Annotated in this window: 22 protein-coding genes and 1 pseudogene; 10 read left to right on the forward strand and 13 right to left on the reverse strand. The window is 70.7% G+C overall.

Annotation, left to right across the window (positions count from 1 at the left end):
• Positions 1–140: 140 nt before the first annotated feature.
• Complete coding sequence (ppdK, locus tag Q3Y56_RS10100; RefSeq protein WP_304461618.1) at positions 141–2,855, reverse strand: pyruvate, phosphate dikinase; 2,715 nt, start codon at positions 2,853–2,855, stop codon at positions 141–143.
• A 421-nt stretch (positions 2,856–3,276) separates the two neighbouring features.
• On the reverse strand, positions 3,277–4,410 hold the full coding sequence (dusB, locus tag Q3Y56_RS10105; RefSeq protein WP_304461619.1) for a tRNA dihydrouridine synthase DusB: 1,134 nt from the start codon (positions 4,408–4,410) through the stop codon (positions 3,277–3,279).
• 148 nt (positions 4,411–4,558) lie between these two features.
• On the opposite strand from dusB, the pseudogene Q3Y56_RS10110 reads away from it, so the two are divergent.
• Positions 4,559–6,018: pseudogene (locus Q3Y56_RS10110) on the forward strand (MFS transporter).
• On the opposite strand, the gene Q3Y56_RS10115 reads toward Q3Y56_RS10110, so the two are convergent.
• On the reverse strand, positions 5,991–6,851 hold the full coding sequence (locus tag Q3Y56_RS10115) for a helix-turn-helix domain-containing protein (RefSeq protein ID WP_304461620.1): 861 nt from the start codon (positions 6,849–6,851) through the stop codon (positions 5,991–5,993). The pseudogene Q3Y56_RS10110 and the gene Q3Y56_RS10115 overlap by 28 nt on opposite strands.
• Before the next feature lie 107 nt (positions 6,852–6,958).
• Here Q3Y56_RS10115 and Q3Y56_RS10120 point away from each other — a divergent pair, with 107 nt between their 5' ends.
• From Q3Y56_RS10120 to Q3Y56_RS10130, 3 genes are all read left to right on the forward strand, one after another.
• Entirely contained in the window at positions 6,959–8,395 is a 1,437-nt protein-coding gene (locus Q3Y56_RS10120; RefSeq protein WP_304465536.1) for an MFS transporter, read from the forward strand.
• A gap of 130 nt (positions 8,396–8,525) precedes the next feature.
• Entirely contained in the window at positions 8,526–9,533 is a 1,008-nt protein-coding gene (locus Q3Y56_RS10125) for an aldo/keto reductase (RefSeq protein ID WP_304461621.1), read from the forward strand.
• Positions 9,534–9,541: 8 nt separating this feature from the next.
• Positions 9,542–10,123 (forward strand): TetR family transcriptional regulator, encoded by a 582-nt coding sequence (locus tag Q3Y56_RS10130; RefSeq protein ID WP_304461622.1) that lies wholly within the window; start codon positions 9,542–9,544, stop codon positions 10,121–10,123.
• Between the two features lie 34 nt (positions 10,124–10,157).
• On the opposite strand, the gene Q3Y56_RS10135 is transcribed toward Q3Y56_RS10130, so the two are convergent.
• Positions 10,158–10,802, reverse strand: coding sequence for a response regulator transcription factor (locus Q3Y56_RS10135; RefSeq protein WP_304461623.1), 645 nt, complete (start codon positions 10,800–10,802; stop codon positions 10,158–10,160).
• The gene (locus Q3Y56_RS10140; RefSeq protein WP_304461624.1) at positions 10,790–12,019 is read right to left on the reverse strand and encodes a sensor histidine kinase; all 1,230 of its coding nucleotides are present in this window, start codon (positions 12,017–12,019) and stop codon (positions 10,790–10,792) included. Before Q3Y56_RS10140 ends, Q3Y56_RS10135 begins: the two co-directional genes overlap by 13 nt.
• A gap of 170 nt (positions 12,020–12,189) precedes the next feature.
• Here Q3Y56_RS10140 and Q3Y56_RS10145 point away from each other — a divergent pair, with 170 nt between their 5' ends.
• Positions 12,190–12,684: a hypothetical protein gene (locus Q3Y56_RS10145; RefSeq protein WP_304461625.1), complete on the forward strand. Its 495-nt coding sequence runs from the start codon at positions 12,190–12,192 to the stop codon at positions 12,682–12,684.
• On the opposite strand, the gene Q3Y56_RS10150 is transcribed toward Q3Y56_RS10145, so the two are convergent.
• Positions 12,671–14,050: a glycine--tRNA ligase gene (locus Q3Y56_RS10150; protein ID WP_304461626.1), complete on the reverse strand. Its 1,380-nt coding sequence runs from the start codon at positions 14,048–14,050 to the stop codon at positions 12,671–12,673. The two genes, Q3Y56_RS10145 and Q3Y56_RS10150, sit on opposite strands and share 14 nt — an antisense overlap.
• Before the next feature lie 142 nt (positions 14,051–14,192).
• Here Q3Y56_RS10150 and Q3Y56_RS10155 point away from each other — a divergent pair, with 142 nt between their 5' ends.
• The 4 genes from Q3Y56_RS10155 to Q3Y56_RS10170 all read left to right on the forward strand — a co-directional run bounded on the left by Q3Y56_RS10155 (position 14,193) and on the right by Q3Y56_RS10170 (position 17,535).
• Positions 14,193–15,191 (forward strand): metal ABC transporter substrate-binding protein, encoded by a 999-nt coding sequence (locus Q3Y56_RS10155; protein ID WP_304461627.1) that lies wholly within the window; start codon positions 14,193–14,195, stop codon positions 15,189–15,191.
• 88 nt (positions 15,192–15,279) lie between these two features.
• Positions 15,280–16,047: a metal ABC transporter ATP-binding protein gene (locus Q3Y56_RS10160; protein WP_304461628.1), complete on the forward strand. Its 768-nt coding sequence runs from the start codon at positions 15,280–15,282 to the stop codon at positions 16,045–16,047.
• Complete coding sequence (locus Q3Y56_RS10165) at positions 16,047–16,949, forward strand: metal ABC transporter permease (protein WP_304461629.1); 903 nt, start codon at positions 16,047–16,049, stop codon at positions 16,947–16,949. Before Q3Y56_RS10160 ends, Q3Y56_RS10165 begins: the two co-directional genes overlap by 1 nt.
• A gap of 166 nt (positions 16,950–17,115) precedes the next feature.
• On the forward strand, positions 17,116–17,535 hold the full coding sequence (locus Q3Y56_RS10170; RefSeq protein WP_304461630.1) for a Fur family transcriptional regulator: 420 nt from the start codon (positions 17,116–17,118) through the stop codon (positions 17,533–17,535).
• Between the two features lie 174 nt (positions 17,536–17,709).
• On the opposite strand, the gene Q3Y56_RS10175 is transcribed toward Q3Y56_RS10170, so the two are convergent.
• The 6 genes from Q3Y56_RS10175 to Q3Y56_RS10205 form a co-directional block, all read right to left on the reverse strand.
• Complete coding sequence (locus tag Q3Y56_RS10175; RefSeq protein WP_304461631.1) at positions 17,710–18,552, reverse strand: isoprenyl transferase; 843 nt, start codon at positions 18,550–18,552, stop codon at positions 17,710–17,712.
• 64 nt (positions 18,553–18,616) lie between these two features.
• Positions 18,617–19,363 (reverse strand): DNA repair protein RecO, encoded by a 747-nt coding sequence (recO, locus tag Q3Y56_RS10180; protein WP_304461632.1) that lies wholly within the window; start codon positions 19,361–19,363, stop codon positions 18,617–18,619.
• A gap of 85 nt (positions 19,364–19,448) precedes the next feature.
• The gene (locus Q3Y56_RS10185; protein WP_304461633.1) at positions 19,449–20,150 is read right to left on the reverse strand and encodes a VOC family protein; all 702 of its coding nucleotides are present in this window, start codon (positions 20,148–20,150) and stop codon (positions 19,449–19,451) included.
• 77 nt (positions 20,151–20,227) lie between these two features.
• Complete coding sequence (locus Q3Y56_RS10190; RefSeq protein WP_369696728.1) at positions 20,228–20,764, reverse strand: hypothetical protein; 537 nt, start codon at positions 20,762–20,764, stop codon at positions 20,228–20,230.
• A gap of 141 nt (positions 20,765–20,905) precedes the next feature.
• Complete coding sequence (locus tag Q3Y56_RS10195; protein ID WP_369696729.1) at positions 20,906–21,175, reverse strand: DUF397 domain-containing protein; 270 nt, start codon at positions 21,173–21,175, stop codon at positions 20,906–20,908.
• 10 nt (positions 21,176–21,185) lie between these two features.
• Positions 21,186–22,037, reverse strand: coding sequence for a helix-turn-helix transcriptional regulator (locus Q3Y56_RS10205; protein WP_304461635.1), 852 nt, complete (start codon positions 22,035–22,037; stop codon positions 21,186–21,188).
• Positions 22,038–22,206: 169 nt separating this feature from the next.
• Here Q3Y56_RS10205 and Q3Y56_RS10210 point away from each other — a divergent pair, with 169 nt between their 5' ends.
• Complete coding sequence (locus Q3Y56_RS10210) at positions 22,207–22,671, forward strand: ATP-binding protein (protein ID WP_304461636.1); 465 nt, start codon at positions 22,207–22,209, stop codon at positions 22,669–22,671.
• Here the strand turns inward: Q3Y56_RS10210 and Q3Y56_RS10215 are convergent, their stop codons facing one another.
• Positions 22,672–25,683 (reverse strand): NACHT domain-containing NTPase, encoded by a 3,012-nt coding sequence (locus Q3Y56_RS10215; protein WP_304461637.1) that lies wholly within the window; start codon positions 25,681–25,683, stop codon positions 22,672–22,674. It lies immediately after the preceding gene.
• Positions 25,684–25,746 lie beyond the last annotated feature (63 nt).

Genomic DNA, 25,746 nt, shown 5'->3' on the forward strand with positions numbered 1-25,746 from the left:
GCTCCCGTGGGGGAGTGAGAGGGGGCGGCACCTCCGCACAGAGTGCCGCCCCCTTACAAGCCGGAGCCGCGCCGGGGTGAGGGTTGAGGTTCCCCCGCGACAGCTCCGGTGGTTGTAGCGCCCGTCTCGCCCGCTGGACGTCAGCGGCTGTCGCTGCCCTTGCTCTCGGCCGCCGCCCGGCCCGCCTCCAGGCGCGCCACCGGGATCCGGAACGGCGAGCAGGAGACGTAGTCCAGCCCCACCTCGTGGAAGAAGTGGACCGACTCCGGGTCACCGCCGTGCTCGCCGCAGACGCCGAGCTTGAGGTCCGGGCGGGTGGCACGGCCGGCCTGGGCGGCGGAGCGCACCAGCGAGCCGACGCCGTCCCGGTCGATGGTCTCGAACGGGCTGACCCCGAAGATGCCCTTCTCCAGGTAGGCGGTGAAGAAGCTCGCCTCGACGTCGTCACGGGAGAAGCCCCACACGGTCTGGGTGAGGTCGTTGGTGCCGAAGGAGAAGAAGTCGGCGGACTCGGCGATCTGACCGGCGGTCAGCGCGGCGCGCGGCAGCTCGATCATGGTGCCGAGGGTCAGCTTGAGGCTGACGCCCCGGGCGGCCTCGACCTCGGCGATGACCTGCTCGGCCTCCTCGCGGACGATCTCGAGCTCCTGCACCGTGCCGACGAGCGGGATCATGATCTCCGCGCGGGGGTCGCCCTTGGCGTCCAGCCGGTCGGCGGCGGCCTCGGCGATGGCCCGTACCTGCATGGTGAACAGGCCGGGGATGACCAGGCCGAGCCGGACGCCGCGCAGGCCCAGCATCGGGTTCTGCTCGTGCAGGCGGTGCACGGCCTGGAGCAGCCGCAGGTCGTTCTCGTGGGCCTCGTGGCGGGCTTCGGCGAGCGCCACCCGCACCGAGAGCTCGGTGATGTCGGGCAGGAACTCGTGCAGCGGCGGGTCCAGCAGCCGGACCGTGACCGGCAGCCCGTCCATGGCCTCGAAGAGCTCGACGAAGTCGCCCTTCTGGAGCGGCAGCAGGGCGTCCAGCACCTCGCCGCGCTCCTCGTCGGTGTGGGCCAGGATGAGCCGCTCGACCAGCTCGCGACGCTCGCCGAGGAACATGTGCTCGGTGCGGCACAGGCCGATGCCCTGGGCGCCGAAGCGGCGGGCGCGGGCGGCGTCCTCGGCGTTGTCGGCGTTGGCCCGTACGCGCAGCCGGCGTACCCGGTCCGCGTAGGCCATGACCCGGTGCACGGCCTTGACCAGCTCGTCGGCGTCGTCGGCGCCGGCGTGCATCCGGCCCTCGAAGTACTCCACGACCGGGGACGGCACGACGGGCACCTCGCCGCGGTAGACCTTGCCGGAGGAGCCGTCGATGGAGACGACGTCGCCCTCCTCGATGACCACGCCGTCGGCGGTGGTCATCCGGCGGCGCTTGGTGTCGACCTCCAGCTCCTCGGCGCCGCAGACACAGGTCTTGCCCATGCCGCGGGCGACGACGGCCGCGTGCGAGGTCTTGCCGCCGCGTGAGGTGAGGATGCCCTCGGCCGCGATCATGCCGTCGAGGTCGTCGGGGTTGGTCTCGCGGCGGATGAGGATGACCTTCTCGCCCGAGCGCGACCACTTCACCGCGGTGTACGAGTCGAATACGGCCTTGCCGACCGCGGCGCCCGGCGAGGCGGCGATGCCGCGGCCGATCTTCTCCGTGGCCGCGTTCTCGTCGAAGCGCGGGAACATCAGCTGCGCGAGCTGGGCGCCGGTGACGCGCTGGAGCGCCTCGGCCTCGTCGATCAGCCCCTGGTCGACCAGCTGGGTGGCGATCCGGAAGGCGGCACCGGCGGTGCGCTTGCCGACCCGGGTCTGGAGCATCCACAGCTTGCCGCGCTCGATCGTGAACTCGATGTCGCACAGGTCCTTGTAGTGCGTCTCCAGCGTCTCCATGATCTCCATGAGCTGGTCGTACGACGCCTTGTCGATGCCCTCCAGGTCGGCGAGCGGGACGGTGTTGCGGATGCCCGCCACCACGTCCTCGCCCTGCGCGTTCTGCAGGTAGTCGCCGTACACGCCCTGGTGGCCGCTGGCCGGGTCGCGGGTGAAGGCGACGCCGGTGCCGGAGTCGGGCCCGAGGTTGCCGAAGACCATGGAGCAGATGTTGACCGCGGTGCCCAGGTCGCCGGGGATGCGCTCCTGGCGGCGGTAGAGCTTGGCGCGGTCGCCGTTCCACGAGTCGAAGACGGCGCGGACGGCGAGGTCCATCTGCTCGCGCGGGGCCTGCGGGAAGTCGCGGCCGGTCTCCTTGGCGACGATGTCCTTGAAGCGGGACACGAGCTGCTGGAGGTCGGTGGCGTCGAGGTCGACGTCCACGGTGACGCCCTTGGCGCGCTTGGCCTCCTCGAGGGCGTCCTCGAAGAGTTCGCCGTCGACGCCGAGCACGGTCTTGCCGAACATCTGGATGAGGCGGCGGTAGGAGTCCCAGGCGAACCGCTCGTCGCCGGCCTGCGCGGCGAGGCCCGTGACGGACTCGTCGGAGAGCCCGATGTTGAGGACGGTGTCCATCATGCCGGGCATGGAGAACTTCGCGCCGGAGCGGACGGACACCAGCAGCGGGTCGTCGGCCTGGCCGAGCTTCTTGCCCATCTTCGCTTCGAGGGCCTCCAGGTGCGCGGTCACCTCGTCACGGAGTGCCGCGGGCTCCTCGCCGCTGTCCAGGTAGACGCGGCACGCGTCGGTGGTGATGGTGAAGCCCGGAGGGACGGGAAGGCCCAGATTGGTCATTTCGGCGAGGTTGGCACCCTTCCCGCCGAGCAGGTCCTTCAGGTCCTTGTTGCCCTCGGTGAAGTCGTAAACGAACTTCTGCTGATCTTGTGTTTCCGACACGGGAATCGAACTCCTCCGGACGGCTGCCCTGACGGCGAGGAACATACCCAGATCGAAGGTGCCTGGGTACGTCCACTTGGCCGTCATGCGGGCGTAACCACGCGTCCGCCACTAGATCGAAAGTCCTCTGCTCCTGCGCAGGAATCAGCCAGTCCTTCAAGAGTCGAACGGACAGACACATTATGTCATCAGCTGGCGGGGAAATCTATACAGAGAGTGATGGCCGGATGAGTGAATCGAAGGACGAAAGGGTGGCACCCAGTGCCACCCCTACGAGAGATGCATCCGCCCCCGGAGCGCTCATATGAGCGAAGGGTGCATCAGGCGTGGCGAGAATCACGCGCTGACGGATGGCCGGATCCCAGCATCCGGACCCGAAACAGCCACGAAACGGCGCCGTCACCCACCCGCGCCGTTCCGCTCAGCCACCCGAGGTGTCCAGCTCCGCGTCGGCGCCGACCACGGCACGGTCGTACGGGTCGGCCAGCCAGCCGTCCGGCAGCACGACGCGGTTCCTGCCGGAGGTGCGGCCCCTCGGGCCGTCCGCGCCGACCGGCCATTTCTGGTCGAGTTCGAGCTCGCTCATCAGAGCGTCCAATTCGTCCAGAGATGAGGCGATCGCCAGGCGTTTACGCATCTCGGAGCCGATCGAGAAGCCCTTGGTGTACCAGGCGACGTGCTTGCGGAAGTCGATGACACCCCGCTCCTCGTCCTCCAGCCACTCGGCGAGCAGCTCCGCGTGGCGCCGCATCACCGCGGTCACCTCGCGCAGGGTGGGCGCGGCGGCCCGACCCGTGCCTTCGAAGACGGCGACCAGGTCGCCGAAGAGCCAGGGCCGGCCCAGGCAGCCACGTCCGACGACCGCCCCGTCACAGCCGGTCTCGCGCATCATCCGCACCGCGTCGTCGGCCGACCAGATGTCGCCGTTGCCGAGCACCGGGATCTCCGGGACGGCCTCCTTGAGCCGCGCGATGGCCTCCCAATCGGCGGTGCCTCCGTAGTGCTGCGCCGCGGTCCGCCCGTGCAGGGCGATGGCGGTCACCCCCTCCTCGACCGCGATCCGGCCCGCGTCGAGATACGTGAGGTGGTCGTCGTCGATGCCCTTGCGCATCTTCATCGTCACCGGCAGCTCCCCCGCCCCGGCCACGGCCTCGCGCAGGATCGCCCGCAGCAGATTCCGCTTGTACGGCAGCGCCGAGCCGCCGCCCTTGCGGGTCACCTTGGGCACGGGGCAGCCGAAGTTCAGATCGATGTGGTCGGCCAGGTCCTCGTCCACGATCATCCGGACGGCCTTGCCGACGGTCCCGGGGTCCACGCCGTACAGCTGGATGGACCGCGGCTTCTCCGACCCGTCGAAGTGGATCAGCCGCATGGTCTTGGCGTCCCGCTCGACCAGGGCCCGCGTGGTGATCATCTCGCTGACGAACAGCCCCTTGCCGCCACTGAACTCGCGGCACAGGGTGCGGAACGGCGCGTTCGTGATCCCGGCCATCGGTGCGAGCACGACCGGTGGCTGGACCGTGTGCGGTCCGATCTGCAGCGGCGTCAGGGTCATGGAGTCGGCTTCCTCGGGTGCGTACCGGCTATGTACGGCGTGTCCGTCGTACATAGCGGATGGACTGCGGGCGGACCTCCCATTGTCCCGTACCCGGCACCGAGCCCGGCCAGGGCCGGGGCGGCCGGGATCGATGTAGCGTTCAACCATGCCGGAAGCGAGCCGCCGGCGGCGCCTGCTGGTGCTCGCCATCTGCTGCACGAGCCTGCTGCTGGTCAGCCTCGACAACACCGTGCTCAACATCGCGCTGCCGACCATGCGGCGTGACCTGGACACCTCCATCTCCGGCATGCAGTGGACCATCGACGCCTACACCCTCGTCCTCGCCTCCCTGCTGATGCTCGCGGGCTCCACGGCCGACCGGGTCGGGCGCCGGCGCGCCTTCCAGGCGGGCCTGGCGGTCTTCACCCTCGGCTCCGCGCTGTGCAGCGTGGCGCCGAGCCTGGAGGCCCTGGTCGCGTTCCGGATGGTGCAGGCCGTCGGCGGTTCGATGCTCAACCCGGTGGCGATGTCGATCATCACGAACACCTTCACCGAGCCGCGCGAGCGGGCCCGTGCCATCGGCGTGTGGGGCGGGGTCGTCGGCATCAGCATGGCGGCCGGACCGTTGATCGGCGGACTGCTGGTGGGGTCGGTCGGCTGGCGCGCGATCTTCTGGATCAATCTGCCGGTGGGTCTCGCGGCTCTGGCGCTCACCGCGCGGTACGTGCCCGAATCGCGCGCCCCGCGCCCGCGCCGCCCCGACCCGGTGGGTCAGCTGCTGGTGATCGCGCTGCTGGGCTCGGTGACGTACGCGATCATCGAGGCGCCGGGCGCGGGCGGGGGCTCGCCGGTGGTCCCGGTCTGCGCGGGCGTCGCCCTGGCCGCGCTCCTCGGGCTGCTCCGGTACGAGCGGCGCCGGCCGGAACCGCTCATCGAGCTGCGGTTCTTCCGCTCGGCTCCGTTCAGCGGGGCGACGGTCGTCGCGGTGTGCGCCTTCGCCGCGCTCGGCGGCTTCCTGTTCCTCAACGCCCTGTATCTGCAGGACGTACGCGGCCTGTCCGCGCTGCGCGCCGGGCTGTGGATGCTGCCGATGGCGGCGATGTGCCTGGTCTTCGCGCCGCTGTCCGGGCGGCTGGTGGGCGCTCGGGGCCTCGGCTGCCGCTGCTGGCGGCCGGGGCGGCGATGGCGGCGAGCGGGGTGCTGTTCGCCGGGTTCGACGCCCAGTCCCACGACGGGCTGCTGGTCACCGGCTATGTGCTCTTCGGCATCGGCTTCGGGCTGGTCAACGCCCCCATCACCAACACGGCCGTCTCGGGGATGCCGCGCGCCCAGGCAGGGGTGGCGGCGGCGGTCGCCTCCACCAGCCGCCAGGTCGGCACGTCGCTGGGCGTCGCGGTCATCGGCGCCGTACTGGCCGCCGGCGTCACCGGGGGCATCGGCGGGGCATCGGCGACCGCCTTCGCCGACGCCGCCCGCCCCGCGTGGTGGATCATCACCGGTTGCGGCGCGACCGTGACCGTGCTCGGCGCGCTGACCACGGGCGCGTGGGCGGAGGCCACCGCACGGCGCACCGCCGCCCACTTCGCGGACGAGCGGCCTCAGTCCTCCGCGAGTGCGAGGGCCTGAAGTTTCTCGAGGCGCTGCCGTGACTCGTCGTCGATCGGAACGTACGTCACCAGGCGCGGACCGGCGGACGGGCCCAGCCAGAGGTGGGTGTGCTCCACATGCAGCAGGCCCACGTGCGCGTTGCGGATGTACTTCGTACGTGCGACATGGGCGACCACCTCGTGGCGTGCCCACACCTCGCGGAACTCCTCGGACGCCGCTTCGAGGCGGGTCAGCAGCGCCTTCCACGCGGGTTCGGCGAGATGCTCCGCCATCGCCGCGCGGAACTTCGCCGCGATCGTCCGGTGCACCTCCGGCAGATCCACCGCGGCCGCCCGCCAGTCGGCGTTGGTGAAGGCCAGCCACATGGCGTTGTGGTCCTCGGGGGGCAGGGCGTCGAGGTCGCACAGCAGCCGCCCGTAGGTGCGGTTGTAGGCGAGGATGTCGTACCGGCTGTTCTGGATGTAGGCGGGCACCGGCTCCAACTGCTTCAGCAGGGCCCGCAGCGCGGGCGTCGCGCTCGGGCAGCGCGTCTCGGGGGCCGGGTCCGCCGTCCCCGCGAGCGCGAAGAGATGGGCGCGCTCGCTCGGATCGAGCAGCAGCGCACGGGCGAGCGCGTCGAGGACCTGCGCGGAGACGTGGATGTCTCGCCCCTGCTCCAACCACGTGTACCACGTGACGCCGACGGCGGAGAGCTGAGCGACCTCCTCGCGCCGCAGGCCGGGCGTACGGCGCCGTCTGCCGCGCGGAAGGTCGACCTGCTCGGGGGTGATGCGCTCACGGCGACTGCGCAGGAAGGCGGCGAGTTCGGCACGCCGTACGTCGACGGCGGCGGGGCGGACAGCGGTCGTCATGGGGCCAGAGTGCCGGAGTCGTCAACCTGTTGCCAGGTACTGCCAGTACCGGGATAAAGAGGCTCTGGTACCCGTTTGAGCGGTCCGGCATCGTCCATGCCGTGAGTATGACCCGACTGGAAACCCCGTCCGTACGATCCGCTCCCCCGGCCTCCGCGGCCGCGCGAGGGCTCACCCCGCTGGGGCTGGCCACCGTGCTGCTCGGCGCCGCGCTGCCCCTGATCGACTTCTTCATCGTCAATGTGGCCCTGTCCGCGATGGGCCGGGACCTGCGTGCGAGCCCGGCCGTGCTGGAACTGGTCGTGGCCGGGTACGGCGTCGCGTACGCCGTACTGCTGGTGCTCGGCGGCCGGTTGGGCGACACCTTCGGCCGCCGGCGGCTGTTCCTCACGGGCATGGCGGCCTTCGGGATCACCTCACTGGCCTGCGGGCTGGCACCCGACGCGTGGACCCTGGTGGCCGCGCGGGTGGCGCAGGGCGCGGCGGCCGCGCTGCTGCTCCCCCAGGTGCTGGCCACCATCCAGGCCACGACCAGCGGGCCGCGCCGGGCGCGCAGCCTGAGCCTGTACGGCGCCACCGCCGGCCTGGCGATGGTCGTCGGGCAGATCCTGGGCGGGCTGCTGGTCGCCGCGGACCTGCTGGGGACGGGCTGGCGCGCGGTCTTCCTGGTGAACGTTCCGGTGGCGCTGCTCGGGTTGGCGCTCGCGGCGCGTACGGTCCCGGAGACCCGGTCGGAGCGGCCGGCGCCGGTCGACGTACCGGGCACCGTGCTGCTGGCGGCGGCCCTGGTCACGCTGCTGTTGCCGCTGACCGAGGGGCGGGCGGCGGGCTGGCCGGTGTGGACGTGGGTGTCGCTGGGGCTGTTCCCGCTCGCGGCGTCGGCGTTCTTCGCCGTGGAGCGGCGGGCGGACCGGACGGGCAGGGTCCCCCTGGTACCGCCGAGCCTGTTCGCGCTGCCGGGACTGCGGCGCGGTCTGGCGCTGGTGGTGCCGTTCTCCACCGGCTTCGGCGGCTTCATGTTCGTGATCGCGGTGGCGCTTCAACAGGGGCTGCGGTTCGGGCCCGTCGCGGCGGGGGTGGCGCTGGTCCCGATGGCGCTGGCGTTCTTCGTGGTGTCGCTGGCGGGACCGCGGCTGGTGAACCGGTTCGGCAGCGCGGTGGTCACCGTCGGCGGGCTGATCCAGGCCGCCGGTCTGGCGTTGCTGACCGTGACGGTACTGCGCGGCTGGCCCGACCTGGGGTTCTGGGAGCTGATGCCGGGGCTGGCGCTGGCCGGGCTCGGCCAGGGGCTGCAGCTTCCGGTGCTGTTCCGGATCGTGCTGGCGGACGTGCCCGCTGAGCGGGCCGGCGTGGGCAGTGGGGTGATGGTCACCACGCAGCAGTCGTCGCTGGCCCTGGGGGTGGCGACGCTGGGCACGCTGTTCCTGACGCTGGAACCGTCGGCGGGGATGCGGAACGCGCTGGTCACCACGCTGGCGGTGCAGGTGGCGGCGGTCCTGGTGACCGTGGGCCTGAGCCTGCGGCTGCCGCGCCACGTGGCGTAGCTCCTCCGCGGCGCGACACTAATGGACTGACAGATATTGAAATCTGTCAGCCCATGGGTCATTCTGGATAGCGCCCCGAGGAAGGGCACACCTCCGTGTCCGCACCCCTATTTCTTTGCAAGGAGCTCCCGTGCTGCACCGCGCACTCGGCACCACCGGCCCCCAGGTCTCCGCCCTCGGCCTCGGCTGCATGGGCATGTCCGCCCTGTACGGCGACGCCGACCGGGCCGAATCCATCGCCACCCTCCACGCCGCCCTCGACGCGGGCATCACCCTGCTGGACACCGGCGACTTCTACGGCATGGGCCACAACGAGATCCTCATCGGCGAGGCTCTGCGTACCGCCCCCGCGCCCGCCCGCGAACAGGCTCTGACCAGCGTGAAGTTCGGCGCCCTCCGCGACCCGGACGGCGGCTGGTCCGGCTACGACGGCCGCCCGGCGGCGGTGAAGAACTTCGCCGCCTACTCCCTCCAGCGGCTGGGCACCGGCCACATCGACGTCTACCGCATCGCCCGCGTCGACCCGGACGTCCCCATCGAGGAGACCGTGGGCGCCATCACCGAGCTGGTCGAGGCCGGGCACGTGCGGCACATCGGCCTGTCCGAGGTGAACGCCGAGACCCTGCGCCGGGCCGCCGCCGTTGCCCCCATCACCGACCTCCAGATCGAGTACTCGCTGATCTCGCGCGGCATCGAGGACGAGATCCTGCCCACCGCCCGCGAGCTGGGCGTCGCCGTCACCGCGTACGGCGTGCTGTCCCGCGGCCTGATCAGCGGCCACTGGAGCCGGGACCGCAAGCCGGGCGCGAACGACTTCCGCGGCATGAGCCCGCGCTTCAACGGCGACAACCTGGCCCACAACCTCGACCTCGTCGACGCGCTGCGCAAGGTCGCCGACGGCCGGGGCGTCTCCGTCGCGCAGATCGCCATCGCCTGGGTACTGGCCCAGGGAGAGGACATCGTCCCGCTGGTCGGCGCCCGCCGCCGGGACCGGCTGACCGAAGCCCTCGGCGCGCTTGAGGTTACGCTCGACGCGGACGACCTGGCCGCCATCGAGAAGGCCGTCCCGGCGGGCGCCGCCGCGGGCGAGCGCTACCCGGCCGCACAGATGGCGCACCTCGACAGCGAGAGGAAGTAACCGACCCGATGCCGCCCGAGGCCCTGACCCCTGAACGCGTCCTCGAAGCCACCGAGGAGGTGCTGCGCCGCTACGGCCCGGCCAAGGCCACCGTGGTGGACGTGGCACGCGCGCTCGGGGTCAGCCACGGCAGCGTCTACCGCCACTTCCGCACCAAGGCCGCACTGCGCGAGGCGGTCACCGAACGCTGGCTGGACCAGGCGCACGACGAGCTGTCGGGCATAGCGGCCGCCCAGGGCCCGGCTCCCGAGCGCCTCCGTCGCTGGCTGGCCGCCCTGTTCGCGGCCAAGCGCCGCAAGGCGGGCGACGACCCGGAGCTGTTCGCCACGTACATGGCTCTGGTCGGCGAGAACAGTGGCACCGTGGCCCGGCACATCGACACGATGGTCGCCCAGATCGCGGCGATCGTGGAAGACGGCGTCGCCCGGGGCGAGTTCGCGGCGGCGGACCCGTCGGCCACGGCGCGCGCCATCTGGGACGCGACCGGCCGCTTCCACGACCCGGTGTACGCGGCGGAGTGGTCGGCGCCGGGCATCGACACCGCGTTCACCTCGGTCTGCGACCTGATCCTGCGCGGCCTCCGCGCCTGAGCCGAAGCCCGCGGCCCACCGAAGCCGCCCCGACCTACCCCACCCCCAGGAATCGCAGCACCGCCAGCACCCGGCGGTGATCGGCTTCGGCCGTCGGCAGATCGAGCTTGGCGAAGATGCTGCTGATGTGTTTGGCAACAGCGCTCTCGCTCACCACCAGCGCCTCGGCGATCCCCGCGTTGGACCTCCCTTCCGCCATCAGTTTCAGAACGTCTCTCTCCCGTGCCGTCAGCCGGTCCAGCGGGTCGCTGTGGCGACGCACCAGCAACTGCGCCACCACCTGCGGATCCAGGGCCGTGCCACCGCCCGCCACCCGGTGCAGCGCGCCGATGAACTCCTCGACGTCCGCCACGCGTTGCTTGAGCAGATAGCCGATCCCGCTGGTGTGGGCGGACAGCAGATCCGCCGCGTACCGCTCCTCCACGTACTGCGACAGCAGCAGCACCGCCGTCTTCGGCCACCGCTGCCGGATGAGCAGCGCGGCCCGCACCCCCTCGTCGGCGAAGCCCGGCGGCATCCGCACGTCCGCCAGCGCGAGGTCCGGTTGGTGCTCGTCCACCGCCGCCAGCAGGCCCTCGGCGTCGCCGACCTCCGCCATCACCTCGAAGCCCGCGGTCTGCAGGACCTTGACCAGACCGATCCGCAGCAGGACCGAGTCCTCGGCGATCACAGCACGCACGGCAGCTCCACAGCAATCACGGTCGGGCCCCCGGCTGGGCTGCTGACCTCGAACGTCCCATCCACTGACCCCACGCGCCCCGCGAGACCGGTCAAGCCGCTGCCGCGGCCCGGGTCGGCACCGCCCACCCCGTCGTCGGAAACGGTCACCCGCAGAGTGTCTCCCGTCCGCACCACCGTCACCTCGGCCTTCGTCGCCTGTGTGTGCTTGGCGATGTTGGCGAGGGACTCGCACACGACGAAGTAGGCGACGGCCTCGACGGTGGGCGCGGCCCGCTCCGGCATATAGACGTGCAGACGCACCGGCACGGTGGCGCGTGCGGCGACACCGGAGAGGGCGGCGTCCAGACCGCGCTCGTCCAGGACGGCCGGGTGCAGCCCGCGCACCAGACTGCTCAGCTCCTCGATGGCGTCCTTGGCCTCCCGGTGCGCCTCGTCGATCACCTTGCGGGCATCCTCCGGCAGGTCCTTGAGGGTGGCCTTGGCCAGTCCCAGGTTGACCGCCATGGACACCAGTCGCTGCTGGGCGCCGTCGTGCAGATCGCGCTCGATGCGCCGGCGCTCGGCGTCAGCCGCCTCCACCGCGCCGGCCCGGCTGTCGAGCAGGCTCTCCACCCGGCGCTCCAGGGCCGTGGCCGGGTCGGGGCCCAGGAACATCGTGGCGGCGCGGGTGTCGAGACGGACGAGGGTGCCCAGGAGCCAGGTAGCGAGCGCTATCAGCGCCAGCCCGCCGGCGGTGACATACGCGGCCTGCGTCGAGTAGCCGTAGTGCTCCACCCGCCAGGTCACCGGCAGGGCCCAGATCCATATGTACACGGTCGCGGCCACCAGGCCGATCATCCCCAGGACGAAGGCCAGCGCCGCGCCGAAGGCCGCGGCCGGCCCCGTCAACACGTGGTAGAGCACCTGCCGTCGCCACGGGCCGCCCAGCGGTATGTCCACGTCCAGCAGCGCCTTGAACCTGCGTCGCTGCACGACCGTGAGAACGGGCGAGGCGACGGCCGGGACGACGAGCGGGATGGTGACGGCGAGCATGATGGCCGGCGCGGAGGTCGCGTTGTACACCAGCCAGGGTGCCGCCAACGCCAGCAGCAGCGGGAGCTGCGCCGATATGGCGGCAGCGCCGACCAGCGTGTTTCGCCGCGCTCGGGCGAGCTCGGGTGACCGCCGGGCGCGGTCGAGCGCACGCCGCAGGAAGGCGGGGAGTTGCGATTGCATGCGACGAGACTAGATCTTGGGCGGCCGGCGGCGCGCTGGAGCCAGTATCCGAATCAGGGGTGCAACTAGTTCCACCCCAAGACGGCAACAGGCACTAACGACTGGGGACTTCGCGGCGAGGAGGCTGATGGACGTACCCGATCAGCCCGACTCGGAAGGACGTCAGCGCCATGACCATGCTTGTGGAGCGTGTCACCCCGCCCGCCCGTTGCTCCTACTCACGCCCGCGCCCCCGTACACGCACGCGCCGAGTCACGGCGGCCTGGCGGCGCCTGCTCCCTCGCCCCGACACCGTGTTCCTCGCGTCGGGAGCGGTGCTGGTCCCGTGGATGTTCGCGCTGGCGGCGACATTGCCCGCCACGACCGAGGTCGCCCACTGGAACATAGCGTGGGTGGGCCTGGACGCCCTGTTGTCTCTCGGCTTGCTCTCCACCGGGCTGCTGCGCCGCCGCCGCGATGACCGCTGGCGCCTCGCCGCGGCGGCCACCGCCGCGCTCCTGGTCGTGGACGCCTGGTTCGACACGACGACGGCCGCGACCAGCGGGGAGCTAGCCACGGCCGTCGTGATGGCGCTCTGTGCGGAGCTGCCGCTGGCGGCGGTGTGCGCGGGGCTCGCGCTCCGCGCCGGTCGGCCGCCGCGAATAGGCGGCGTCAGCAGCCGATGAGGCGGCCGCCCAGGTACGCCTGGATCTGGTCCAGGGACACGCGCTCCTGCTTCATCGTGTCGCGCTCGCGCACGGTGACCGCGTTGTCCTCCAGCGTGTCGAAGTCGACGGTGACGCAGAACGGGGTACCGATCTCGTCCTGGCGGCGGTAGCGGCGGCCGATGGCGCCCGCGTCGTCGAACTCGATGTTCCAGAGCTTGCGCAGGTCGGTGGCGAGCCCCTTCGCCTTCGGGGACAGCTCCGGGTTACGGGACAGCGGCAGCACGGCGACCTTGACCGGGGCCAGCCGGGGGTCGAGGCGCATCACGGTGCGCTTCTCCATCTTGCCCTTGGCGTTCGGCGCCTCGTCCTCGATGTAGGCGTCGAGCATGAAGGCGAGCATCGCCCGGCCCACACCGGCCGCCGGCTCGATGACGTACGGCGTCCAGCGCTCGCCGGCCTCCTGGTCGAAGTACGACAGGTCCTGGCCGGACGCGGCGGAGTGCGCCTTGAGGTCGTAGTCGGTGCGGTTGGCCACACCCTCCAGCTCGCCCCACTCCGAGCCGCCGAAGCTGAAGCGGTACTCGATGTCGGCGGTGCGCTTGGAGTAGTGGGACAGCTTCTCCTTGGGGTGCTCGTACCAGCGGATGTTCTCCTCCCGCAGGCCGAGGTCCCGGTACCAGTTCCAGCGCTGGTCCATCCAGTACTGCTGCCAGTGCTCGTCCTCACCCGGCTTGCAGAAGAACTCCATCTCCATCTGCTCGAACTCGCGGGTACGGAAGATGAAGTTGCCCGGCGTGATCTCGTTCCGGAAGGACTTGCCGATCTGGGCGATGCCGAACGGCGGCTTGCGGCGCGAGGTCTGCTGCACCTGCATGAAGTTGGTGAAGATGCCCTGGGCGGTCTCCGGGCGCAGGTAGGCGACCGAGCCGGAGTCCTGGGTCGGGCCGAGGTGCGTGGAGAGCAGACCGGAGAACTGCTTGGGCTCGGTGAAGGCGCCCTTGTTGCCGCAGTTCGGGCAGTTGATGTCAGCGAGGCTGGCCGGGGCCTTGCCGTGCTTGGCCTCGTACGCCTCCTCGAGGTGGTCCGCGCGGAACCGCTTGTGGCACGAGGTGCACTCGGTGAGCGGGTCGGTGAAGGTGGCCACGTGGCCGGATGCCTCCCAGACCTCGCGGGCCAGGATCACCGAGGAGTCAAGGCCGACGACATCGTCACGCGAGGTGACCATGGAGCGCCACCACTGCCGCTTGATGTTCTCCTTCAGCTCCACACCGAGCGGACCGTAGTCCCAGGCGGCACGCTGTCCGCCGTAGATCTCGCTGCAGGGGTAGACGAAGCCACGGCGCTTGCTCAGGCTGACGATGGTGTCGATCTTGTCGGCGGCCACGGTGCTCTCTTCATTGATGACGACGAAGCGAATGATTCAGGTTACCGGCGCGCGCACCCCTCGGATCAAATCGAATGGAAAGAACAAGCCCGCTGACCACGCTTGTTGACAATGGTTTCCAATTTTGTTGAAAATGAGAGTCATGAACGTACGCCGCCTCATACCCGCCGCCGCTGCCACGGGAGCCGTAGCCCTCGGCCTGACCACCCTCACCGCCTGCTCCGACGACGCCTCGGGGAAGACCCAGGACGGCAAGCTCAAGGTCGTGGCGTCGTTCTACCCCATGCAGTTCCTGGCCGAGCGGATCGGCGGCGACCACGTCTCCGTCAGCGGTCTGACCAAGCCGGGCGTCGAGCCGCACGACCTGGAGATCAGCCCCAAGCAGACCGCCGCGCTGAGCGAGGCCGGGCTCGTCGTCTACCTCAAGGGCGTCCAGCCCTCCGTCGACGAGGCCATCGAGCAGGCCGACCCGAAGAATGTGGCCGAAGCCACGTCGTTCACCACCTTGGAGAACCACGGCACGGCCGTCCACGGCCACGACCACGGCGGCGAGGAGCACGGCGGGGAAGAGCACGGCCACGAGGAGGCGGGCCACGACGAGCACGGCGACGAGGGCGACGCCGCCGACCCGCACGTCTGGCTGGACCCGGTGAGGTACGCCGAGGTCGCCAAGGGCGTGGCCAAGTCTCTGGAGAAGGCCGACCCCGACCACGCCGCCGACTACAAGAAGAACGCCGCGGCCCTGGTCAAGGAGCTCGGCTCGCTCGACAAGGAGTTCAAGGACGGGCTGCGCAAGCGCGCCTCGGACACGTTCATCACCACCCACGCCGCCTTCGGCTACCTCGCCGAGCGGTACGGCCTGGAGCAGGAGGCGATCTCCGGCCTCGACCCCGAGGCCGAGCCCAGCCCGGCCCGGATCCGGGAGCTGCACGACGTGGCGAAGAAGGACAAGGTCAACACCGTCTTCTTCGAGACGCTGGCCAGCGACAAGACCGCCAAGACCCTGGCGGGCGACCTCCACCTCAAGACTGATGTACTCGACCCCATCGAGGGCATCAGCGACAAGTCCAAGGGCGACGACTACTTCGGCGTCCAGCGCGCGAACCTGAAGGCCCTGCAGCAGGCGCTCGGCGCGAAGTAGCACGAAGTCGTTCAGCGAGCGCCGAGCACACCAGGCGCCAGACAGTGCCGGAAGCGGCGACCAACACCGGAAGACGGAGGCGGCAAGCATGAAGGAGCCGGTCATATCCCTGAGCGGGGCGACGGCCTCACTGGGATCACGGCCCGTCCTGCGAGGGGTCGATCTCACCGTTCGGCAGGGCGAAGTGGTCGCGCTGCTCGGCGCGAACGGCTCCGGGAAGTCCACCGCGGTCCGCGCGGTCGTCGGCCGGGTCCCGCTCACCAGCGGCACGCTGGAGCTGTTCGGCGTCCCGCGCCGCCGCTTCCGGGACTGGTCCCGTATCGGGTACGTACCGCAGCGGACCACCGCGGCCAGCGGGGTGCCCGCGACCGTCCGCGAGGTGGTCTCGGCGGGGCGGCTGGCCCGCACCGGGCTGGGGCTGCCCCGCAAGCCGGACCGGGCCGCGGTCGACCGTGCCCTGGAGCTGGTCGGCATGGCCGACCGCGCCAAGGACTCGGTCAACGCGCTCTCCGGCGGTCAGCACCAGCGCGTGCTGATCGCCCGCGCGCTGGCCGTCGAACCCGAGCTGCTGATCATGGACGAGCCGATGGCGGGCGTGGACCACGAGAGCCAGCAGGTGCTCGCGGACACCCTGCGCGCCCAGGTCGCGGGCGGCGCCACCGTGTTGCTCGTGCTGCACGAGCTGGGCCCGCTGGAGCCGCTGATCGACCGCGCGGTGGTGCTGCGCGACGGCTGCGTCGTGCACGACGGCCCGCCCCCGGAGGCGGTCGGCCAGCACGCGCTGCCCGGCCACGACCACGTACACCCGCACGAGGGCCTCGACGCCCACCTGATCCGGACAGGGCTGCTGAGCTGATGGAGATCCTGAACTACGCCTTCATGCAGCGGGCCCTGATCGCCGCCGTCCTGGTCGGCATCACCGCACCCGCCGTCGGCATCTACCTCGTCCAGCGCCGCCAGGCGATCATGGGCGACGGAATCGGCCATGTCGCGCTGACCGGTGTCGCGCTCGGCTTCCTCACCGGCACCAACCCGGTGTGGACCGCCGTCGGTGTCGCCTCCCTCGGCGCGATCGTGATGGAGCTGATCCGCTCCTACGGCAAGACCCGCGGCGACCTCGCCCTGGCCATGCTCTTCTACGGCGGCATGGCGGGCGGCGTGCTGCTGATCAACCTGTCGCCGACCGGCTCCAACGCCAACCTCACCACGTACCTCTTCGGCTCGATCACCACCGTCTCGCCGGAGGACGTCACGGCGATCAGCATCCTCGCGGGCTTCGTGATGCTGATCACCCTGGGGCTGCGTCGGCAGCTGTTCGCGGTCTGCCAGGACGAGGAGTTCGCCCGGGTCACCGGCCTGCCGGTGCTGCTGCTCAACCTGCTGCTGGCGGTCACCGCCGCCGTCACCGTCACCGTCGCCATGCGCGTCGTCGGCCTGCTGCTGGTCAGCGCCCTGATGGTGGTCCCGGTCGCCGCCGCCCAGCAGGTCACCCGGGGCTTCGCGGTGACGCTGGTGCTCTCGATCGCCATCGGCGTCACCGTCGCCCTCTCCGGGACGGTGTTCTCGTTCTACGAGGACGTCCCGCCCGGCGCCAGCATCGTCGTCATGGCCATCGGCGTCTTCGCGGTGCTCACCGCGATCGCCACGCCCCTGGCCAGAAAACGCGCCCGACAGGCCGCCGCGCCCGCCGCGTCGTGCACCCTGGACTCGGTGGCCCTTCCCGGAAACCGGTCCGCCGGGGACGACGTGAAGGTCTAGCCCGGACCCATGGGTCCGGCCCCGGGCCCACGGGTCCGGCCGGTGGCGGCCGGACCCCGGGTCCAGCCCGGCGCGCCCGCGCTTCAAGTGCCACCTGGCACAATGGCCGGGCAAACCGGAACGGTGACGGAGCGGTCACCGAGCGGGCGAGCTTAAGGAGGCAACTGTGGCGACCGCGAATCCCCCAGTACGCGGCCGGTCCACCAGGCAGCGAGCGGCGGTATCGGCCGCGCTGGACGAGGTGGACGAGTTCCGCAGTGCGCAAGAGCTCCACGACATGCTCAAACACCGGGGCGACTCGGTCGGCCTGACGACGGTCTACCGCACCCTCCAGTCGCTGGCGGACGCGGGCGAGGTCGACGTCCTGCGCACGACGGACGGCGAGGCCGTCTACCGCCGGTGCAGCAGCGGCGATCACCACCATCACCTGGTCTGCCGGTCCTGCGGCAAGGCCGTCGAGGTCGAGGGCCCGGCCGTGGAGCGCTGGGCCGACTCGATCGCCGCCGACCACGGCTTCGTGGACGTCGCGCACACGATCGAGATCTTCGGTACGTGTGGCGACTGCGCGGCGGCGGACAAGGCGTAGCCGGGTTACGTACGGACAAGGCGTAGCCGGGTTACGTACGACGGGCTGCGCCTCGGCGCGAACGTCTCGCCGACGGGCAGCCGTCCTCACACGTGACGGGCCGCGACCGTCCGCGCCTCGGGGGCGTGGCGGCCGCGGCCCGTGACTCTTTCCGCTCCGCGTCTCGTTCCGTGCTCAGCCCGACGTGGCGGGCGTGCCGTCCTTCTTCAGCAGCTCCTCGTTCGGGATCGCGCCACCGAAGCGGCGGTCACGTGAGGCGTATTCCAGACAGGCCCGCCACAGGTCCCGGCGGTCGAAGTCCGGCCACAGCACGTCCTGGAAGACCATCTCGGCGTACGCGCTCTGCCAGATCAGGTAGTTCGAGGTGCGCTGCTCCCCCGACGGCCGCACGAACAGGTCCACGTCCGGCATGTCCGGGTAGTACAGATACTTGGCCAGGGTCTTCTCGTTGACCTTCGACGGGTCCAGCCGCCCCGAGGCCACGTCCCGCGCCATCGCCTGCGCCGCGTCCGCGATCTCCGCCCGGCCGCCGTAGTTCACGCAGAAGTACAGCGTCATGGCGTCGTTGCCCTTGGTCTGCTCCTGCGCCACCTGGAGCTCCTGCACCACGGACTTCCACAGCTTGGGCATCCGGCCGGTCCAGCGGATGCGGATGCCCAGCTCGTCCATCTCGTCGCGGCGGCGGCGGATGACGTCACGGTTGAAGTTCATCAGGAAGCGGACCTCTTCCGGGGACCGCTTCCAGTTCTCGGTGGAGAAGGCGTAGAGGGACAGGTTCTTGACGCCCATCTCCAGGCAGCCCTTGAGCACGTCGAGGACGACGCCCTCGCCGACCTTGTGCCCCTCGGTGCGCGGCAGCCCGCGCTGCTTCGCCCAGCGGCCGTTGCCGTCCATGACGATCGCCACGTGCTTGGGGATCAGCTCGCCGGGGATCTTCGGCGGCCGGGCACCGGAGGGGTGCGGGTCGGGCGTCCGGTACTCGCGCCGCTGACGGCCCAGTATTCCGCGTACTGCCATTGCGGGTGTCTCGTCTCCTAGGTCGGCGACGTGCGACGTCGTGACGTCGGCAGTCGTTACGTGGTCATTTCTCTACGTATCGGAGGGACCGCAGTCCCCGCTCCAGGTGCCAGTGAAGATAGGCGGCCACGAGCCCGCTGCCCTCCCGGGCGTGCCGGGGCTCGCACGCGTCCGCCGTCTCCCAGTCCCCGGTGAGCAGCGCGCCGAGCAGCGTCAGCGACTCCGCCGAGGGTACGACGCTACCGGGCACGCGGCACTCTCCGCAGACCACTCCGCCCGCTCCGACCGAGAAGAATCGGTTCGGACCAGGCATGCCGCACTTGGCGCAGTCGCGGAAACTCGGGGCGTAGCCGTTGACGGCGAGGGAGCGGAGGAGGAACGCGTCCAGTACGAGGTGGGGCTCGTGCTCCCCGGCGGCGAGGGTGCGCAAGCCGCCGACGAGGAGCAGGTACTGCTGTACGGCGGGCTCGCCCTCGTGGTCGGTGAACCGCTCGGCCGTCTCCAGCATGGCGGTGCCGGCGGTGTAGCGGGCGTAGTCGGCGACGATGCGGCTGCCGTACGGAGCGATGGTCTCGCTCTGCGTACAGAGCGGCAGGCCGCGCCCGACGAGGTCGCTGCCACGGGCGAAGAACTGCACGTCGACGTGGCTGAACGGCTCGAGTCGGGCCCCGAACTTCGACTTCGTACGCCGCACCCCGCGGGCCACGGCCCGGACACGGCCGTGGCCGCGGGTGAGGAGCGTGATGATCCGGTCCGCCTCGCCGAGCTTCTGGGTGCGCAGCACGATGCCGTCGTCGCGGAACAGGGTCATGGGGCCATTGTCCCGTACGGCTCCCGTGTCTCTCGCGCCGCGTGCCCGCGCCCGCGCCCCTGCCCCGTCGACAACCCGCCGATCCCTAGCCCCGCAGCTCCTCAAGGCGCTCAAGGTCGTCGCGTACGGACTCCCGCTCCGCCGCGGTGAGGTGGACCGCGGCGGCCTTGGCAAGCATGGACGTCGCGGTCTCCTCGTCATCGAGGCGCCCGGCGACATCGGCCCGCAGCACGAGCAGACGAAGCAGTTGCACAGGCGTGGGCCGCTCGTCCGGAAGGCGCAGCACCCGGTCGATGATCTTCGCAGCCCCCGCCAGGTCCTCCTTGGAGTCCGCGAGGAGGGAGGCGTGGTGCAGGGCCCGGGAGAAGGTCTCTTCGGGCGCGGGCCGGTGGCGCTGGTCGTCGCTCGTCTGCTGCCCGATGCGGATGCAGTTGCCGCCCGGATCGGTCATGAGGAACTGTCGCATGCCGTATGACATGTCCTTGAGCGGCCCGATGCGCGGCAGTCCGCGGGTCGGGATCCTCCCGTACGCCGCCTTGAGCCGGGCCCGAAAGGCCTCGTGCAACGCATCGACGTCATCGGTCACGACGTAGCACGTACTGAACGAATCAGCCGGCTCGTAGTGCTTCATCCCGAAGAACTGGAGCTGTATGCCGCCGCGCTGGACGGCCGCGTACGGGTTGGGACTCTTCTGCTGGAAGGTCACCTCGAACCCGAGGGCCGTGTAGAAGTCGAGAACGGGCTGGATGGTCCGGCACGGCAGGATCGGAATCGTCTTCTCAGCCATGCCGCCACCCTAGCCCAGGGTAGTCAAAGTTGACTACTGGCCTAGTGGCACGGCACAGATGGCCCGTCGGACAGCCGTCAGGCGTCCTGACGGCCGTAGCGCGCTCTGTTCCAAGCCACCGTCTCGGCACTCATCGATGAAGAGACGGCATACACGTCACCGACACGTTCATCGCCGCGCCGACGCTCCCCCCGCTCATGGGCCCGGAACGCCAGGACGGACACCTGGGAAGCAGGCTGCCAGTGCAGGGTGAAGGCCGGAGCGTTGGCGTCCGGGACGTCCTCCACGCGCACGCCGCGCTTCGCCAGCAGCCGCTCCAGTTTGTCGAAGCGGAGATGGCGGTCGAAGCGGCCGTACCGGTCGCGAATCGCCCTGTTGACAATGCTCCCGCCCCAGTAGGAGAGGCGATGCACCTGCAGGGTGAAGTGGTGGCCCTCCCACGGGTGGTCCGGCGATGTCCGGCACCAGAAGAACTCGACCATTCCGTAGTCGCGCCACATGCTGTGATCGTCAAAGGAGTTCTCGGCGAAGTCTGAGCCCAGGATCGCCGTGACCCGGTCGGGGCCGTCCGTCGGCTTGGCGCCGAGCACCGTTCCGGAAGTGACCACGTCCACGTAGAACGCGAGGGAATGCGGAGTCAACGGGTCTTTCCTTGAGTGGGCTGAGGTGGCCGGAGTGGCCGCCTCAGCATAGGTGACCGGGCCGCCACGAAGCTCCGGCGGACAGGCCCTCGGGGGCGGCCCCGCGGCTCCCCGTTACGGGCGTTGTGCGACGGCGTCGAAGGCCCCGGCCTTGGCGGCCCGGAGGAAGCCCCGCAGGGGGGCGGGGCCGGTGGCGATGATCCGGTGCGGGTCGTCGCTCTCGCGGAGAAGGACGGGGCCCGCGGTGCGGGCGAGCTCCACGCAGTCGCTGGCCGGCGCTTGTCCTGAGTACGACGACTTCTGCCACCCGCAGGCGAGCTCTATGCAGTGATTGTCCTCTCCCCCCTCCGAGTAGGAAGACTTCCGCCAGCGCAGCTCGTACATACCTCAGCCCTCATAGGTGTTTGGTGATGGCGCGGATGAAATCGCGCGTCTCGTTGGAGGTGAGGCTCCTCGCCTCAGCCTGATCCAGGATTCTCCGGTAGTTGGCGAGATGCGCCTCGGCGTCCAAGAGCGTCGACCCCGTCGGGACATCGAGCTGCACGGTGTCCAACTGCGAGACCTGCCCGCATAGGTACAGCATGGAGGACCCGGCGTTCGGGAAGCCACCAGCGGCGAAAGGGATGGCCCGGACAGTCACGTTATCTCGCTCCGAGGCATCCAGGACGTGCTCAAGCTGCTCTCGAGCCACCTTGGAACCACCGAACTGCATCCTCAGCGCGGCCTCATGGATGAAGAAGGTGCACTGCGGCGGGTCAGTCCGGTCCAGCACATCGCGTCGCCTCAGTCGGTACGACAAACGGCGTCGAAGCTGGACAGGCGTGGGTACAGGCTCGGCGCCAGCGAACAGCGCCTTCGCGTACGCCTCCGTCTGAAGGAGCCCTGGGATGTGCATGATTTGGACGCCCCGCATCGCCACAGCGTGGTGTTCGAGCTCGGCGAGGTCCAGCGCTCCGGCCGCGACCTGCCCGCGGTACTCCTCCCACCAACCACGGGTCCGCTGCGTGGCCAGGGCCGCGAGTGCGTCGATGTACGCGTGATCCGCACAGGAGTAGATGTCAGCAAGCATCCTGACGCGCTCCTCGCTGACACCGAGGCGCCCGGCCTCCATGTTGCTGACCCGGGCTCCTTCAGCTCCCAACTGCGCACCAGCTTGCGCCACGTTCATTCCGGCACGCTCGCGCATCTTGCGCAGTTCCGCGCCAACGCGCCGCTGCCGGGCGGTCGGAGCTGGCCTCTGCGGCATGTACGTCCTCCCCTTCGCTCGTCACTCAGTGTCCCGGCAACGCTACCGACACGTCCACTCGCGCTGATGGAATTCAGCAGAATCCGATGCATGAATGCACCCACACCTCTATGGTCGTACTCGCACAGCGCAGCGAACCCACTACGCACAGCGTTGGAGAGGCACAGCCATGCCCGAAACCGCCAACATCCCCCCGCTCTTCCGATTCAGCGCCCCCAACCACCCCTCCAGCCCCCGCGTCTGCCGCGATGCCATCGCCGCCCTGCTCCATGCCAAGGGCGAGGCGGAGGAGTTGACCGAGACCGCGCGGCTCCTGGTCTCCGAGGCCGTGAGCAACGTCCACCGGCACGCCGCCGCGACCCGCATGATCCACATCACCGTGCTCGCACAGGCGGGCGCCGCGCTGATCACCGTCAAGGACAACGAGCCGTACCGGCATCCGTTGCCGCGGCAGGCGGGCACCGACGACGAGGCGGGGCGCGGTCTGCTCCTCATGCAGGAGCTCGCGTTCAAGTGGGGCGTTCGTTTACTCGGCAGCCCGGAGCCGACCCGTAAGCAGATCTGGTTCGAGGTGCGCGCGCCGCAGGCGAACGGCGCGCCGCAGGCGGACCTGGCCCCGGAGAAGGGCGAGTGATCACGCGCGGACCAGCACGATCGTCTCCGGCTTCGGCATCGTGCCGTCGGCGCGCCCGCACCGCGCCATGACGCCTCTGACGGTGTGCCGGTACGCCTCGGCCGCTTCGGGGGCATGCAGCAAGCGGTCCGCCACCGCGGCCAGCGTCAGTGCGGTGAGGCGGAGGTACGGGGCCTCGGCCGGGTCCGGCGCCTCGGGCGGCCTCAGCTCGTCGATAAGGCGGCCGGTCAATTGGCTTAAGGCGGCGGGGAGGTTGGCCGACATGTCCTCCAGATCGCGCGTCGTGTTGGCCGCGTTCCAAAGGAACCCCGCCGCCACCGACGCCGCCACACCCTCCTCTCCGGGGTCAGGGGCAATGCGGGTGGAGACAGGTTGGGTCTCTCCCGCGGGGCGGGCGAGACGGTCCGGGAACGAGACCGCCCGCAGGAGGCCCGCCACGGTCGAGTCCTCACGTGCGGCGACGATGAGCAGCAGAGCGACCAGCCTGGTCGCCTCCGCGAGCTGGTCGACGTGCGCCTTCGGAGGAAGACTAGGGGCGAGCGGTCTGATGAATTCGAGAACGCGGGCCGGGTTCCCGTGGCGGGAGAGACCGGGCGAGGGGTGGGTGGCACCCGCGCGTTCCCAGGCACGCTCAGGGGCGAGGACGATGTCGCGCACCAGGGCGGTGTCGAGCCCCAGACTCAGGATGAGGGCACCGGCACGGGCGGCTTGGGCGTCATGACGCGCCTGGGATCCGACGGAGACGCCGGACCCGCGCGTCACGCCGACACGTCTGCGGGGTGGATCGGCAGCGAGGCCAGAGCTGTTGGCGAAGCCGCGTACGACAGCCAGCCCCAGCTTGCCCAGTTCCAGGACGCGGTCAGCCTCATCATCCTGGCCGAGCCAGACCTGGCCTTCCGGGTCCATGGGGACCGACCACGGGTGTTCCGTCCCCTCCGGCACCCACAGCCGGGTCTGCGCGTCCGGGGCGTACCAGACCGGGCGATCCGCTGCCACCATGCGGAATCCCTCGTCCGCGACCTCTGCCTCCGTGGGCAGCCGGTAGCGCGGGCCGTCGGGCAGCAATTCGTTCACCCACTGGGTGAACGCCGCCGCTTCGCGTCCGGTCATGCCCGTCGCGGTCCTGTGGCCCGCTCGCGGCTCCCCGGTGAAGAGCCCGTACAGCTCCTCGGAGACCGGGCTCGCGCAGACCAGTGTGTCCTGCCCCAGGCGCACCGTCTGCCGCAGCGCACGCGTCACCGTCACCGCCGTCATCAGCCGCCCCATGGGCATGTCCGGTCCGGTCCGCAGCGCGTCGGTGCGCAGATCTTCCAGGAGCCTGCGCGTCTCCGGCGCGAATTCCGCCGCCTCCTCCTCGCAGTCGAAGGCCAGGGCGATGGCCGTCACGCTGCCGGAGTCGACGCACGCCTCCACGATCGGGCCCGGGTCCACCCGCGCCGCGTACAGCAGCGTCGTCTCGCGCCACCAGTCGTCCTGGACACCGGCGATCAGGGTGTCCACCAGTCCCCGGTACTGGATGTGCAGGGCCGCCAGATGCTCTTGGAGAGTGAGGTGCGCGAACGCGTACATGCCTCGCTCCCTCTCCACGAGCAGCCCACTCGCCACGATCGCGGCCAGGAAGTCCTCCACCGGTACCGCCGCCGCCCCGACGCGGAACAGGGCCGGGCCAAGGGTCTCCGCCGCACGGGCCGTGTCGATGTCGCGCCGCCGCTCGCACATCATCACGTACGCCAGCTCACGCAGCACGGCCTCCTTCTTCGCGCCGGTCAACTCGTCCGGCAGCGCCGCCACATTGCCCTTGGCTTCCTGGCGGCGCCACAGCAGCACCTCGCAGATCTCGGCGTACAGCTCGGCGCGGCTGCCGGGGAGGGCGCCCCGGTAGCGGTGGACGTTGGCGATCATCGTCAGCAGGAGGGGGTTCGCCGCGAGGTCGTACAGGACCGGGCGGGCGCGGAGGCGGTCCAGCAGGTCCGTCGCCTCCTCCGCCGCCCGGTCCGCGACCGCCGCGTCGTCGGCGCCGGTGCTCAGCCGCTCGATCGCGCGGTACCAGCCCTGTACGAAGCGCGTGATCTGCTCGCCCGTGAAGCGCCGCACCTGGAGTACGCGGGCGCGGTTGACCGGCGCGGACCGGTAGCCGTGGGGGCGGGAGGTGAGCACGAAGTCGTTGGCCTCGTAGCTCTCGATCTGCTCCTCGACCCACTTCGAGACGTTGCGCCGGTCTTCCTCCCTCGCCACCTCGTCCAAGCCGTCCAGCAACACCACGCAGCGCCCGGCCTGGAGTTGCCGGTCGAACCAGCCCGGTGGCTCGTCCCCGCGCAGGCGCCGCAGGGACGCGCCGATGACCTCCGGGAGCGTGATCTCGGGGTCGGCCGTGATGGCCGCCGCGTGGTCGCGGAGGAAGAGCAGGATCGGGAGGTCGCGGGAGCCGCGCTTCCCCGGCTCGCGCGCCAGGCGCAGTGCCAGGTGCTTGAGCAGGGTCGTCTTGCCGGTGCCGGGGGCGCCGATCACGGCGAGCGCCGTGCCGTCGGGGGTGCCCAGGAAGTCGTGGATGGACTGCCGTACGGCAGCGCCGGCCGCCCGGACCGTACCCGCGAGGGACTCCTGCGACGCCGTGTGTGTGGGTGTGGGCACCAGGCTGACGTCGACGAAGACTTCTTCCAGTCCGGGCGTGAAGTCTCCTCGGGTGGCCAGGCCCTTGAGGTCGATGAAGCGGTGGTGGCTCAGGACGTACGCCCGGTAGTCCCGCTCGAAGCGGGAGATCCGCCAGCGCAGCCGCCGGTCGACCCCGTCGGCCGCCCGCGTGACCCAGCGGTCCGCGACGTTCGTGTACACCTTCACGCAGAAGCCGACCGCCGCGAGCAGGACCAGGTAGGCCAGGAACAGCAGCAGGGCGCCGACGGGGTGTTCGCGCACCGACGGCCAGAACCGGGCGCCGAGCAGGGCCGGGGGCACCACGCTCGCCGCCGCGAGGCCGACCTTGGCCAGTAACGCCCCGGCCCTGCCCTCCGCCATGCCTGCCCCCCAACTCCCCGCCGCGGGCGTCCTGTTATAGCGCACCCCGACCAGGCGGCGTAC

It is taken from the genome of Streptomyces sp. XD-27 (assembly GCF_030553055.1).
Classification (GTDB): Bacteria; Actinomycetota; Actinomycetes; order Streptomycetales; family Streptomycetaceae; genus Streptomyces.